The organism is Paenibacillus caui (assembly GCF_019904135.1).
In the GTDB taxonomy this organism is placed as follows: Bacteria; Bacillota; Bacilli; order Paenibacillales; family Paenibacillaceae; genus Fontibacillus; species Fontibacillus caui.
Genome location: NZ_JAIOGQ010000001.1, coordinates 23,156 through 37,778 on the forward strand (window position 1 = coordinate 23,156; position 14,623 = coordinate 37,778).

General features: G+C 44.1%; 10 protein-coding genes. 1 reads left to right on the forward strand and 9 read right to left on the reverse strand.

All coding sequences use genetic code 11. The features are described from left to right. Positions 1-17: 17 nt before the first annotated feature. From K7397_RS00110 to K7397_RS00125, 4 genes are read right to left on the reverse strand one after another with little or no spacing between them, the layout of a single operon-like run. The gene (locus K7397_RS00110; RefSeq protein WP_237690559.1) at positions 18-2,297 is read right to left on the reverse strand and encodes a glycosyltransferase family 2 protein; all 2,280 of its coding nucleotides are present in this window, start codon (positions 2,295-2,297) and stop codon (positions 18-20) included. A 30-nt stretch (positions 2,298-2,327) separates the two neighbouring features. After that, a complete protein-coding gene (locus K7397_RS00115; RefSeq protein WP_223065903.1) occupies positions 2,328-3,911 on the reverse strand; it encodes a class I SAM-dependent methyltransferase in 1,584 nt (527 codons plus the stop codon). After that, complete coding sequence (locus tag K7397_RS00120; RefSeq protein ID WP_223066113.1) at positions 3,908-5,125, reverse strand: ABC transporter ATP-binding protein; 1,218 nt, start codon at positions 5,123-5,125, stop codon at positions 3,908-3,910. Before K7397_RS00120 ends, K7397_RS00115 begins: the two co-directional genes overlap by 4 nt. Positions 5,126-5,146: 21 nt before the next feature. After that, positions 5,147-6,511 (reverse strand): ABC transporter permease, encoded by a 1,365-nt coding sequence (locus tag K7397_RS00125; RefSeq protein ID WP_223065904.1) that lies wholly within the window; start codon positions 6,509-6,511, stop codon positions 5,147-5,149. A gap of 135 nt (positions 6,512-6,646) precedes the next feature. On the opposite strand from K7397_RS00125, the gene K7397_RS00130 reads away from it, so the two are divergent. Next, complete coding sequence (locus tag K7397_RS00130) at positions 6,647-9,106, forward strand: O-antigen ligase family protein (protein WP_223065905.1); 2,460 nt, start codon at positions 6,647-6,649, stop codon at positions 9,104-9,106. A gap of 109 nt (positions 9,107-9,215) precedes the next feature. On the opposite strand, the gene K7397_RS00135 is transcribed toward K7397_RS00130, so the two are convergent. The 5 genes from K7397_RS00135 to K7397_RS00155 all read right to left on the reverse strand — a co-directional run bounded on the left by K7397_RS00135 (position 9,216) and on the right by K7397_RS00155 (position 14,317). Further along, entirely contained in the window at positions 9,216-9,599 is a 384-nt protein-coding gene (locus tag K7397_RS00135) for a type II toxin-antitoxin system PemK/MazF family toxin (protein WP_223065906.1), read from the reverse strand. Further along, positions 9,599-9,922 (reverse strand): AbrB/MazE/SpoVT family DNA-binding domain-containing protein, encoded by a 324-nt coding sequence (locus tag K7397_RS00140; protein WP_223065907.1) that lies wholly within the window; start codon positions 9,920-9,922, stop codon positions 9,599-9,601. Before K7397_RS00140 ends, K7397_RS00135 begins: the two co-directional genes overlap by 1 nt. A gap of 192 nt (positions 9,923-10,114) precedes the next feature. Beyond that, positions 10,115-12,625 (reverse strand): U32 family peptidase, encoded by a 2,511-nt coding sequence (locus tag K7397_RS00145; RefSeq protein ID WP_223065908.1) that lies wholly within the window; start codon positions 12,623-12,625, stop codon positions 10,115-10,117. A gap of 383 nt (positions 12,626-13,008) precedes the next feature. Continuing rightward, positions 13,009-13,695, reverse strand: a complete 687-nt coding sequence (locus K7397_RS00150; RefSeq protein WP_223065909.1) for a deoxynucleoside kinase — start codon at positions 13,693-13,695, stop codon at positions 13,009-13,011. After that, the gene (locus K7397_RS00155; RefSeq protein ID WP_223065910.1) at positions 13,688-14,317 is read right to left on the reverse strand and encodes a deoxynucleoside kinase; all 630 of its coding nucleotides are present in this window, start codon (positions 14,315-14,317) and stop codon (positions 13,688-13,690) included. The genes K7397_RS00150 and K7397_RS00155 overlap by 8 nt, the downstream gene beginning before the upstream one ends. Positions 14,318-14,623 lie beyond the last annotated feature (306 nt).

Sequence of the window (14,623 nt, forward strand, 5' to 3'; positions counted from 1 at the left end):
ATGATTTTTTGGTATATTTACAACTTCAACATAAATCCAGTATCTAAAGAAAGATTGGGATTATAATAAGGATCTCTTAATAAGGCACTTCCCCATTTTTGTTGCAAGTAAGAGGCTTCTTTGTTAAGTCTATTAAGCTTCTCTTCAGAATGATCCAAGCCTCTAGTTTTTGATTCATGGTGAATCATTTGAACATAAGGTAACCATATGTTTAAATAGTTTTGTTCTCTTAATTTCAGACAAAAATCAACATCATTATAAGCTACAGATAAATTTTCATCCATTCCGCCAACTTGTAGATATAAGTCCTTTTTAACCATCAAGCAGGCAGCAGTCACAGCAGATACATTTTTTACTGAGAGCATCGCTCCGAAATATCCAGGGTCTGTTATTGGACGATTATGATGCCCATCCCCAGCCGCTCTCTGCTTACCCAATCCAAGTGTCAAACCGGAGTGTTGTATAGTTTTATCGGGGTACATCAGAAATGCACCAACTGCTCCAATGTTTTTCCTAGCCGCTTGTCCAATCATATCATCAAACCAATTAGTACTAATAATCTCAACATCATCATTTAATAATAAGAGAAATTCACCTTTTGCATTCTCAACTGCAATATTATTAAGTTTTGCATAATTAAATGGGTCATTAATAGATATAATTTTTATTTTACTTTTAAAGATATTCTTCCATTTGCTGAATAAAGAAAAGGTCTCTTGTTTTTGGCTTCCATTATCTACAATTATAATCTCAATATTTTTTTCAGAGAGGGTTTCAGTCAATGATTGAATACAATTATTTAACAGCTGCCCGTCTCTTGTCGGAATAATTATACTAACCATCGAATTGGAATTTAATGTATCATTATAGTGTACTCGATAGAAATTGGAATAACCTTCCAACTCTTCAATCCATCCATTAATTCCTCTACGGTGCAAAGCATCCTTGACCGCTTTTAAACCAGCATAGTGAGTATAGTTTTTAGCACCTGGGCCAGAAGCCGTTGATTCAGGTATAGTCCTCCAATGGTAAAGTATTTTAGGAATATGATAGATATTAGTTGTTAATTCACTAACCCTCAACGCTAAATCGAAATCTTGACTTCCTTCATATCCTTTTCTGAATCCTCCAAGTTCCTTTACTATAGAGGTGCGGTATACTCCAAAATGGCAGATATACATATGAGTAAGGAGTAAGTCTGGAGACCAGTCAGGTTTAAAAAATGGTGAATGTCGAACGCCCTCAATACTTATTTTATCTTCATCACTATAAATCATATCGGCATCAGGATAATTATTAAGGAGTTTTACATTCTCGTATAATGCATCTATTGCGAGTTCATCATCATTGTCTAACAATCCAATGAACTCTCCTTTTGCAATAGCAAGTGCAGAATTCGAAGATTCGGATATATGTCCGTTTTCCTCTCTAAAAACCACTTTTATTCTTGCATCTCGCTTAGCATACTCTTCAAGCACTTTTTTAATATGAGGTTTTGGAGAAGCATCATCAGCAATACATAACTCCCAGTTTGTATAAAGCTGATTTACTACCGAATCGATGCATTTTCGCAACCAAATTTCGTCTACGTTATAGACTGGTAGAATTATAGATATCAACGGTTTGTATGTAAATGTATCTATTTGCGATTCGATTTGCATTATATCGTTTTCTTTTAATTCATTTTTTCTAATCCACATCTCATAATCATGAGTAGAACTATCCCCCTCTCCCCCTACCACTTGTTTTGCTTTAATCCATAGAGCCTTTATTCCTTGAGTTTTTAAGACATGGATAGCCTTATTGAAGATCGTTTTGTACGTAAGAAAAGTTCTACCTCTTTGTCTAATAATGGATGAAATCGAGGAAAATACTACACTCATTCTCGTTATCTTCTTGAAGTGGATATTTTTAAGAACAAACTCCGCTTCTTTCTCTCCCGGATCTAACCTCAGCTTTACTGCTCCTTTTGGAATATAAACAAATTGCTCATATTCAAAAACATCCGGTTTGATTGAACTGATCACTCTACTCTCAATCTCCGAAAATCCATTACCAGAATCCCAATACATTTTTAAAGGGATGTATTCATCTGCCTTAGAATACCAAATCATCTTATTCCAGCCGCCGAAGAACCTGCCTTCGAGTAGTAAGGCTGGATCGTTACCTTCAGACACCCACTTATCTTCAGATCCTTTAAGATCCAGAATAGGGTGTAGTTTAATTTTTGTTTTAACTCCAAAAATTCCGGCAAGTGAAACAATCAGGTTGTCTTTGATTAATGTTCTAAGCTTCAAAACATACCCTCCTATATAATAATGCTTTACTTAACGCCTACCGCTAACGAAAAATTTTCTTAATCGTTCAAGAAACTTCCAAGAACTCGAATTATAAATATTATCTAGCTCCTTTTGTTTCAAAATGAGTTGTTCATTGATCTCTCTAATTTCAAGTGCATTTGTATTCTCCGTAGCCTTGAGCTTTTTAGCTAATCCTACTATTTCAGTACGCTGCTGATTTACCTCATTCTTAGTCTGCTGAAGTGACATTAGTACTTCATTCTTTTCTGCTGTAAGTTCACTTAACAAATGCTTCAGCTTTTTATTTTCTGCAGACGTTTGGTTGTTCTGTTCTTCCTGACTAAATATTATATTTTTGAATTCCTGACCGAGTAATCGAAAATCGCTAGAAACACGAAGAATATCAAGTTCTAAACTTTTCACTTTAATTTCAGAATCAAAATCTAGAATTAGCATGGGATCCTCTTTTTCATAAATAAATAAATCCAAATAAGAGAAACTGAAGTTTCCAGATACTTTATATTGAGATATCGAGTTACCCTCGGCATCGAATATTTTCACATTTTTAATACTAAATCCGCCCGGATAATTCGAAGGATCAATTCTTATTGAAGTTACAGGACTATGATTAGGATTAACCTCCACGGAAAAGTGGCTCAGTAGTTGTTCTTTATTTATGTCCAATATATAGCTTTCTTCTTCATTAAAGCCGAGTCCATCATTGACAAAAACCTGAATACGGTCCTGAACCATCATATTCTCTTCGAAAACTTTTTGTTGAATTACCTCTGTTCTTGGATTTAACAACGAGGCAAGTCTATAGAACATATCTTCCAATTCATTTAGCTTACTTAATTTATCCTGAGGAATTTCATTTGGATGGTCATCTTGAGTGATATCAATATCTCTACCTTTTCCTATAATAAATATTTTCCTGTAGGATTCATTAGAAAAATCATACTCAAATAAATAGTTGTTATAATACTCATCAATTTCCTGACGATACGTCAACAAAGTTGGGTTAGAAACAGTAACAAAGTGGATTCCCATGATTTTCTCCCAGATATCTATATTCCCGTGACTCAACACGTGGTAAGGAATACCTTTAGAGTTTAGAAAATGCTCTAATTTGTCCTGCTTGGGTAAGCCATTCAAAATATGCTCTTCAAGCCAAATATAGTCTTTGTTGAAAAACGATTTAAAAATATTGTTAACTCTTTTCTCAGCCTCTACCACTTTGGGAGAATGAAATGGCGCTGTAACAACAAAAAATTGCGAGCTAACCCGGTATAACTCATCAATAAATTTGTCCCTTTTTGACGGAATGATGTGTTCAAATACATCCAGGGCCACAACCACATCAAACGAGTTATCCGGAAATGTCATTTCTGTCGCATCACCCAAAATATATTTTGAATTATTAAGAAGTTGTTCCGGTAATTCAATATCCAAATAATAAATTGTGTCTTTCGGCAAAAATGACTCTAAATTTTGGTGTTCATTAGCTCCTACTTCCAGAATACGAAAAGTCTCATTGTTTTCTCGTAAACGATTTACTATGTTCGCAACATTGTTATATCTCTGATATTGATCAAAAGAAATCTGGGTCATTTAATCACTTCCCATCTATGATTCAAATATATCAGTCCCTCAGAAAAATATTTGTTCGTAACCGTGAACCGGGCCGCATCTTCTTTATAATTTAAACAAACCAAGCCTTCGTTATTAAATATCCCTGCATCAATACAAAAGGTTCCTCCTAGCAAAGGAAGTTGAGGAATAACATATTTAATTTTGTGTCTTCCCAGCTTATTAGGAATCTCTACTTTTTCCAAAAAGGTGTTAGGACCAAAGATATACTCTCTTTTTGGGGTATATAAAGCAACTCCAATCAGCAAGTTATCAATTGCTTCTTCATAAATCTCATACTCAATTTCAACTTCTAGCTGATCGAAAGATTTGAATTCATTCCGATTCATATTAATACCAGTAAGACTAGCAAGAATATCAGGATTATCAGGCAGCACAAAGTCTGCATCTAGTTGAATTGAGTCCTCATTTATATCCTTTATTTGTGGGGGGGAAGGAGTAACATGCTCGGTATTATTCTTCATAAAGTCCTCATAAAGGTCTACTATCTCACTTGATTCACCTATAGCCTCTATTTTCCCTTCTTTTATCCAAACCGCCTTATTACAAAATCTCTTTACTTGTTCAGTCGCATGGGAAACAAATAATATGGTCGTCCCTTTAGCTTTTAACTCTTTCATTTTTTCAATGCACTTAGTCTGAAACCGGATATCCCCAACTGCCAGTGCCTCGTCCACAATAAGAATGTCTGGATCAACATTAATTGAAACAGCAAAGGCCAGTCTGGCAAACATACCGCTGGAATATACCTTCACAGGCTGCTCTATAAAGGAACCAATATCTGCAAACTCAATTATAGAATTAATTTTTTCATCCATTTGCTCCCTAGTATAACCCATCATAAGTCCATTTAAATAAATGTTCTCTCTTCCTGTATAATCAGGGTTAAACCCCGCACCAAGTTCCAAAATAGCCGATATTTTTCCGTTTACTAATATATTTCCACTGGTTGGTGAGAGAACTCCTGTAATGATCTTTAATAATGTGGATTTTCCAGAACCATTTTTCCCTAAAATACCTAAAGCATCCCCTTGTTGAACAGTAAAAGACACTCCACTTAAAGCACTGAATTCTTGATGATACTTCTTTTTCGTTAGGGATAAAGACTCCTTCAACCGATCAGTCGGTTTATTATAAAGCTTATAAGTTTTAACAACTTGACGAATCTCAATCATAGGATTCACGCGACTCCACTCCTAGAGCACATCAGAAAAGTGTGGTTTTAATTTTTTAAAGGTAATTACTCCTAATGTTAATATTCCAAAACATAGAACCCAGAAATATAGTGTTTGATATGGCCTCTGATAAAACAGAATGTCGTCAATAAGGGTATCCCTAAATCCCTGTACAATATAAAACATAGGGTTAAGCTTAAATATATTTGCCCAGAAATTAGGAAGCATCGTTACCGGCCAACCTATAGGTGTAAACCAAAACCCTATTTGCAATACAATACCTATAATTTGGTTTAAATCTTTAAAAAACAAGACTATTGAAGAAGTCAAGAAAGATAATGCAAACACAAGAATGATCATACAAAATAAATAATACAACAATTGAAAGCTGTATAATTTCGGGTAGTATCCATAAAAAGCATAAACTATAAATATAAATCCGATAAAAAAGAATTGAACAAATAATGCGGAGACGATCTTAACTGATGGTAAAAGTTCAATCCTGAATACAACTTTTTTTACTAAGTAACTGTACTCAGTAAGCGCATTTGTTGCCCCAGAAAATGCATCCGAGAAAAAAAACCATGGAATGATTCCGGCAATAAACCACAAAATAAATGGAACATTGGCAACATTTCCACTTCGTAAACCAACTTGAAAGACAAACCAGTAAGTAACGATTGTTAAAAGCGGGGTTATAAAGCCCCAAACTACTCCTAAATAAGAAGATGCGTACTTCGTCCTAAAATCATTTTTAGCTAAACTAAAAATCAATTTTTTGTCCCTAGCTACCTGAATACCAAATACTAAACTTGTTCTCAAATATCTTAAAATTATACTAACGACTATTCCAGTTAATACACTTAAGAATACATTTTTCACAATATTTAGATAGTTAATTCCATGTAAGATACTATTACGTATGGAACTGAACTCAAAATCAATATACGGATCTTTCCCTTTTGATAAGAAGATCCATTCATAATCAGAATGACTCTCTTCAACCAATTGATTAAGATTCGTATTATGCAGATTTAAGTCAATTTTTTCTTTAACTATAGCTTCTGCTGCCAAATTTTTCATACTAATTTTCATAGTTTGCATTCCCAAGTCTATTCGAACCCGTGTTGTATCCTTGGGTAAATCAAATTGAATTTCCTTCCATTTACCCGGTGTATCATAGCTTTTGTGTATGGAATTTTCTTCTTTCCAGTTTTGATCATTAGTAATAAAAAATAGTTGGTAATCATCTGATACAGGTCCCATTATTTCAAAGCTCAATTGTACCTTTGAGTTATCTTGATCGTAATAATTGAATATAACAAACGATCCCATCATCGCCAACAATCCGACTGAAATCAAAACAATCCGCTTCCAAAATTTCATTTCAAAACTACTCCTTAGTGTTCCATAGAAAGAAAAAAATCATAATCTCTCTGGTATAATATTCAATCATTTTGTTCAATTTTCTTGTATTATGTTAATATATTGTCGTATCTACAAGAAAAGGAGATTAAAACGTTGTCGAATCCAGTATACGGGAAAAAGAACCATACGTCGAGGAACTATGGCAAAAAGCCTGCTATTATTTGGCTGTTGATCGTTGGATTTATCGCTTTTCTGGTGTGGTCGCCGTTCCAGGCGGGGCTGTTCAATGGGCAGATGCTATCTTTTGAGAAGCCGCTTTATTGGGCGGTGATTGTATCATGTGTACTGCTGGTAGTTGGGTTGATAGCCTATTTCAGGTCTTTTAAGCTGGAGGATCAGAAAGACGGTCTTACCTTATTCGTCCTGCTGCTGCCGCTTACTTATCTCTTATCTCTTATCTCGGCGGCGTCGGTATATCTTGCGGTGAATATGGTTTTGATTCAATGCATGTACGCTTTTTTGTTTATCCTTTCCGTCCACTTGCTGCGGGACAAGCAAGCAAACCGGATTATCGAGACATCGATCATCACGGTAGCGTATATCATCGTACTGTTCGGGCTGTTCAACTGGCTGGGGCAAATCAAACTGATGGCCGGGCTGGTGGGCTGGTTCTCGAAGACGGTGGCAAACGGAAAATATACACAGGCTGTGTGGATTGATGCGAATGGTCCGCGGCTTACGTCTGTTTTTCAATATCCGAATACATATGCAGCTTTTCTGATGGCTTTCTTCTTTATCGCGATTTTCTGCATTACCCGGTCAAAGAAGGGCTATGTTCAAGCTATTCACGCTTTCATGCTCGTACCGATTGTCATTTCGGTTCTGCTGACTTTGTCCCGTGGGGGACTTGTCTTCCTGCCTGTGGTGTTTATCGTGCTGCTCTTGTTCCTGAAGCCGGCCAAACAACTGCTGTGGATTGTATATTCCATCATCTCCGGGGTTGCCACGCTGCTGATCTCCAAACCGGTTACGGATTTGGGGCAATCTTTTTACCAGGGGACGAATACGGAACCTCCAGCGAAAGGCTGGATTTATGTTCTGGCCGCATCGATTGTAACGACTTTGCTCGTATGGCTGATTCAGCGCTATGTTGCCCCATGGCTCGAGAACAAGCTGAAGGGCTGGTCAGATCGTAAAACTGCAAGCCTCTGGCTTCCGATAGGCTCTGTCGTTGGGGTAGCCATTATAGCTGTTATATTGATCAGTACAAGCGCGCGTTACATTTTGCCGGGCAATATTGGCGAACGTCTTGAAACGATTAACCTGCAGCAGCATAGTGTGCTGGAGCGGCTAACCTTTTACAAGGATGCTTTAAAGGTCGTCAAGGATTACCCGATTATAGGCGCAGGCGGCGGCGCATGGGCTTCGCTCTATGAGCAATATCAAAACAACCCCTATACGAGCCGTCAGGCACACAGCTTCTTTATGCAGTACCTGGTTGAGGTTGGGATTCTCGGATTTCTGGTGTTTATGGCGTTTATCATTTATATTTTCTACAAATATATTCGCGGGTTTATCCGTGGGGATGAAGAGCACCGCAATGCTTATTTCATCTATTTCATTCTGGTTCTGTCGATTCTGCTGCACAGTACGATGGACTTTAATTTAAGCTATATTTTTATCGGTATACTGGTGTTTATTGGACTTGGCGGCATGGCAGCGGGAATGGACAACAAGCCGTTAGGAAAAATAAAACTGAGCCAGGAGTTCATGCGCCCTGCTTTTACCGTAGTACTCGGACTTGCGGCTATCGTTCTGGTTATTGTCGGAGCCCGCTACATTGTTGCGGCAAATGATGTTCAAAAGGGACAAGCCTTAGTAAAAACCAGCAACAACTATGAGGAAATTATGGCTCCTCTGAAAAAAGCGCTCAGCATACGCTCCAGCCATCCGGATGCGGTGCTGTATGCCGCTTCTCTGGATCAGGCTGTATTTAAGCAAACCAAGCAGGAGCAGTTCTACAACGAGTCTTATGACCTCCTGACTAAAGCGTTGGAAAAAGATTCTCACAATAAACGTCTGCTGTACCAGCTGATTGCCGGTTATGGTCTGAACAACCAACCCGACCAAGCCTATCAGGTGCTGGCGGACAATTCAGGCAAGTTTGCCTGGGATATTGATTGGTATGAAAAGTTGATCACGCAATCGTATGAGCTCGGCTATCAGGCTTTGGGACAGGGCGATACGGCCAAAGAGCAATCGTATTTCAAAACAGGGCTTGAAGCATATGACCATGTGGTCAAGGGTGTCGCCCACCTGGCGACGCTTCCTCCGGGTCAGATGCAAGGGCGTCCGTTCTCGGTCACGCCGACGATTGCTTTGAATGCCGGACGGATGCAGTTCATTTCAGGGCAGGCTGCGGAAGGGGCGGCTACCCTGAAACAGGGCCTGAGCGATGATTACAACGATGCGAACAACCGTGAAATTGCCGCATGGTACCTGGCGGCCCTGCAGAAGAGCGGAGGCAATGATCAGGCTGTCTACGACAAGCTGATTGCCGCGGACCCGTCGCAGAAGGATCGGATTTCGCAGTTGGCGCAGACGGTTAAATAGAATGCAGAAAAGGCGGCCTTTCTTGGAGGAAGGCCGCCTTTTGTATGATTTAGATGACCGCCTAGGGATTCGATGGTCAAAACCGCTAATCGCCAGGGGCTTTGTTATATTAAGCAAGAATAGAACGAACGTAGGAAACAACTTGTTTATAAAACGGGGAATCCGGATCAATCTGACCAATAACCGTTGCATTTCTGGCGCTTAAATCTAACGACTTGGCATGGTCGGTTAAAGCGGCGCCACCTAGTTCAATATAATCGGTATGAACTAAAGCGCCATCAATTGCGATCCCTTGCGGAACCGGCACTTCAAAAGCATACCCCTTCACCTGATTGGTCACCGGAACAATAAAAGCCAGGTCCGATATAGTGGGGTCGATAAGTCCGTCTGATACGACGATAGCAGGGCGATATCCTGCCTGTTCATGACCTGCTTTGGGATAAAGATTCAGCCAGATCAGGCTCCCGCGAACTACATCTCCAGTGATCGACATTAAATCGTTTCATCCCCCATGGGCTCATATAATTCTTCTTCATGACTTCGAACATTAGGTTTTGATGAGCCGCGCAGCGAAAGAAACAACGAACGAAGACCTTCTTGATCATCAGCTTCCGGGTACGCCCGGCGCAGAACAATTTCTCCCTTGCTCGAAAGATAGAACCCTAGCTCAACCCCGTCTCCTAAGCCCGTCATTTTGATAACTTCGGATGGAATTCGAATCGCTAGACTGTTTCCCCATGTCCGAATGGCACCTTTTGCAATTGGTTTGGCAGCTGCCACCACATGAATCAGCCCCTTGCTTGTTTGATGTTCCAATTATATCACTCTTTCTATTAGGGGTATATACATATGTATATACAAAAACAAAAACTTTGATACATCATCAGAACATAAAAAATGCCCCTATAATGCATCGGATTACCAAGCGGCCCTTTCCAGATCCATTATAGGGGGTACACTCCAACGATTCGAGGGGCTCCTTGTAGATTAAAGGCTTTTACATTTACCTTATTTCACCAGCTGCCCGCGCGTGACGCCGAGCTGGTTGGTCGCTTTCAGCGTACGCCATACCTGGGTGCCGCTGATCTCGCCGCGCAGGGCGCGGGTGTAGAGGTCGATGACCTCGAACACTTGCTCCGGCGTCTCTTCGAGGAACTCGACCCGGTAGCTGGGTACGCCAAGCTCCATGAAGTTCGTCAGGTATTCCGCGCCGGACTGCTCGATCGCGTTGTAGACCGTGTTGTGGCAGCCTTCGTCGACGCGGACCGGGTGGGACATGCCGATGCGGTCCTGCAGCGAGGCGCGGTGCTGCTCGCAAGGACGGCCGCAGTTCGTGTAGTCGGTGCCTTCGCTCAGGAAGGTGCAGTACACGCAGTGCTCGGTATGGAACATCGGCAGATGCTGATGGATGACGATCTCCATTTGGGCCGTCCGGCTTTGGCCCAGCAGATCGACCATCTGCTGGATGTTGAGGTCGTAGGACGGCGTTACAACGTCGCAGCCCGCTTCCAGGAACAGCTCGACCGCTTTGTGGTTGGCGATGTTCAACGAGAAATCGCCAATGAGCTTGGGCTGGTGGGCGAGTGGATTCTCCAGCCGGTGGCGGAGATAGTAGTAGAGCGCGCCGGTGTTGCGCACCAGAACGGCGTCGGGCTTAAGACGCAGGATGTTGTTATGGTAGCCGTTCTCGCCCGGCATATGGATGCGCGGCGTAGCGAGCGCGATCTGCTTGCCGGCGGCATGAACGGCTTCAACCGCTGCCGGGAACTGCTTGATGAATTCGAAGTCGGCGTAGATGAGGCCGACGTCCGTCTTCACCGCAGCCAGCACCTGGTCCAGGCTGCGGCACAGGGCGGTGAGCTTCGCACCGCCCAGGGGTACCGGCGTCGCGGGCACAGCCGCGTCGCCGTAGACCTGAGCCTCCCGTTTCACGTAAACGGGAGGCTTCGGGCGCTCGCCCGCAAGCAGCTCCACCGCGCGGCGGCGGATGCTGTTCAGCTCGCGCATCGGCACGATCACGTCGCCGTGCAGCTCCGCTTCCAGCTGCTCGAGCTGGAAGATCGTGCCGCCCAGGCGGCCGAACTGCTCCTCGAGCAGCGCGTGATCCATCGGGCGCTTGCGCGCGATGTCTAGCGGGAGCTCGGAGTCCACGCGCACCGTGGTGCCCCTCTGGACATCCGTCCAGAAGGTGATCAGCGGCTGGCCCGGATTCCCGACCGCGCGCACATGTACCGGGAATACCCGGTACGGCTTCTCGGTCTCGTACGTCTGGCGCAGCCGCTTGTCGAGCGCCGGATCGCTCGTCTTCCAGATCCGGTCGCCTACATGCACGCGGCGCAAATCAACGTCATTGCGCCCCGCTACAATGTCGACGATCCAGCCTTCGCCGGCCTCTCCCTCCAGCTTCACGCCCTTGCGCCGCAGGTCGTAGACGCGGCCGCCCTCTTCCTTCTTCGTCGGGTCGCCGGCGTCGAACACAATCCCGTCTCCGCGCTTCAGAGGCGCTTCGAGCCTGCAGACCACGCCGTCGCGCAGAATCTGCTCGACCCGGCCCAAATAAACGCCGCGGCTCTTCGGGAACGTCCCTTCGACCAGCTTCTTGTTGTTCGTTCCTTCCAGGAAGCCGTGCGTAAAGCCGCGGGAGAAACTTTGCTGCAGCTCGCGGATTTCATCCTTCGACGGCCGCTCGTGGTTGCCTTCGAAATAGCGGTCGATCGCCTTGCTGTATTTGCTGACCACATTGGCCACGTATTCCGGGCTCTTCAGCCGCCCTTCGATTTTGAAGGACGTCACGCCCGCTTCAATCAGCTCGGGCATCATGTCGATCGCCGCAAGATCCTTCGGCGACAGCAGGTAAGCCACATCGCCCATCGGCTTCTGCTCCCCGTCCACCATCAGATCGTATGGCAGGCGGCAAGCCTGCGCGCATTCGCCGCGGTTCGCCGAGCGTCCGCCCCACATCTCCGACGTCAGGCACTGACCGGAGTAGGACACGCACAGCGCACCATGGACAAATACCTCCATCGGCAGCTTGGCCTGATCGCCGATCATTTTGATCTGCTTCAAATTGTTTTCCCGTCCGAGCACGACGCGTTCCATGCCCCAAGGCTTCGTAAATTCGACCGCCTCAGGAGAAGTAATCGTCATCTGCGTCGAACCGTGAATCGGAAAGTCCGGGGAAATTTCGCGGATCATTTTGACAAGGCCCAGGTCCTGAACAATCACCGCATCCACACCCGCGTCAATGCAAGCGTCCATCAGTTCCTTCGCGTCCTCGAGCTCGTCTTCAAACACGAGAATGTTGAACGTCAAAAATCCCTTAACCCCATAACTGTGCAGAAAAGCCATAATCTCCGGCAGTTCGTCCATCCGGAAATTGTTGGCCCGCGCCCGCGCGTTGAACTTCTCCACTCCGAAAAAGATCGCGTCCGCCCCGTTCGCCACAGCCGCCCGCATGCAGTCCCAATCGCCCGCCGGCGCCAGCAGCTCCACATCTTGCCTTTGTATTGCCTTGCTCATGTATGGTATATCCTCCCGGACCGGCAGAGCCGGTATATTGTAAAATGAGTGTCAGAACAATTGGTTCTACGCTTCATTTTCATATTCTAAAAATTTTAATAACCGTTAACTTATATATTCTAACAGACATTTAGGCTGCACTCTACTTCTTCCAGGCATTGTCTACTAAAAAAATCAGGGAGCAACCTTAGCCGTATGCCGAACCTTTCGCTCCACAAGTAGAAACGGAAAAGCCGTCCTTTAAAAGACGGCATCCGTTTCTGCGAGATCTATAAAAAAGTATAGGGCTCGCTTATACTTTCTTATAGTTTGAGAAAAGCGCAAGTCCGGGACTTGCGCCATTTGGCAGCTCACCCGCGATTGGATTTCGCGGTGAACTGAAACTATTGGGCGTTTTCCATACTACTGGGAGGTTGCTGCTTTTCTGCTCGGTTTTGTTGGATGATCCGGCCCGCCTGCCGGATAATCTCATCCAGCGAGGCCGGGTCGGTTGCGTCATATTCCTCTATGTTCAGCCTGAGGACAGGGCATGCTTTGAATTCATTGATCCAGGCTGCATATCTTTCGTGCATATGCTCCCAATAGGAGCGATCGGTCTGAATTTCCATCTCCCTGCCGCGCAGCTTGATACGGTTCAGAATGGACGGCAGCTCGCCTTCCAGATAAATCAAAACGTCGGGATGCGGAAAATACGGCGTCATCACCATCGCCTCGAACAGACTGGTGTACGTTTCGTAGTCGATTTTTGACATGGTGCCTTGGTCGGCATGCATTTTGGCAAAAATACCGGTATCTTCATAGATCGAACGGTCCTGTACAAACCCTCCGCCCGCTTCAAAAATAGCCTTCTGCTCCTTAAACCGCTCAGCCAGAAAATAAATTTGCAGATGAAAGCTCCATCTTTCGAAATCGTGGTAAAACTTCTCCAAATACGGGTTCTGCTCGACCTTCTCCATCGACGTCTTAAAGCCCAGCCGTTTAGCCAGCGCGGTCGTCAAAGTCGATTTGCCGACGCCCACGGTTCCGGCCACGGTGATGATCGCGTCGCTTGGTATATTGAAATCATTCATGAGTCAAAAGCTCCTTTATCTGGGCAACAATAGGCGCAAACTCGTCCGGCCGCTGCACAAAATCTGTTTCATTCCCGTCAATTGTTACGATTGCCCTAGACGGCTCGTTAACGGCTAGATAAGCAAACGCCTCTTCATAATCCTCTATCAGCTGCTGCAAATAGCCAGGATCCATCGCCTGTTCAAAGGTCCGGCCGCGTTTTTCAATTCTAGCCAGAAGGGTATCCAGGTCCGCCTTGATGTAGATGATGATGTTTGGCTTCGGCAAGTCCTCTGTGAGCAGATGATAAATCTGGCGGTATTTCTCCAGCTTGACGCCCTTTAGCGTACGCTTGGCAAAGATCAGATTTTTGTAAATATGATAATCGGAAATGACCGGCTGATTATTTGCGATATACTGGAGCGCCGTATCCTCCAGCTGCTTGTACCGGTTACACAGAAAAAACATTTCCAGCTGAAAGCTCCACTCCTCAATATTTTGGTAGAACTTGTCCAGAAACGGGTTCTCTTCCACGATTTCCTTAAGCAGCGGGAAATTCAGCTCCTGGGCCAGCATGGTCGCCAGCGTTGTTTTTCCGGCCCCGATCGGTCCTTCCACGGCAATAAACGGACATGGTTTCATGGCTTGACGGTCCTCCTGCATCTTGCATCTCACTTGCCTGTATATAGACTACAACATTGTATCATGAATACTCCCGCCACTTACCTCCGCTAACGCTTCGGTTGAAGTGGGGGTTTCTGGTGTGTCAATCGTAACTACCGAATGCTTAACACCAGTGGAGTTGACACGTTGACGGGCTGATTACCGTCCAACCCCTCTATCCCATAAGCCGTAGCTTTTGGGACGCGCTTTTTTATCTCCCCTTATAAGCAAACCCCCTTCTGAACCGTAACTGCAACACAGGCCTTTTCGCCAGAATTACAGCAC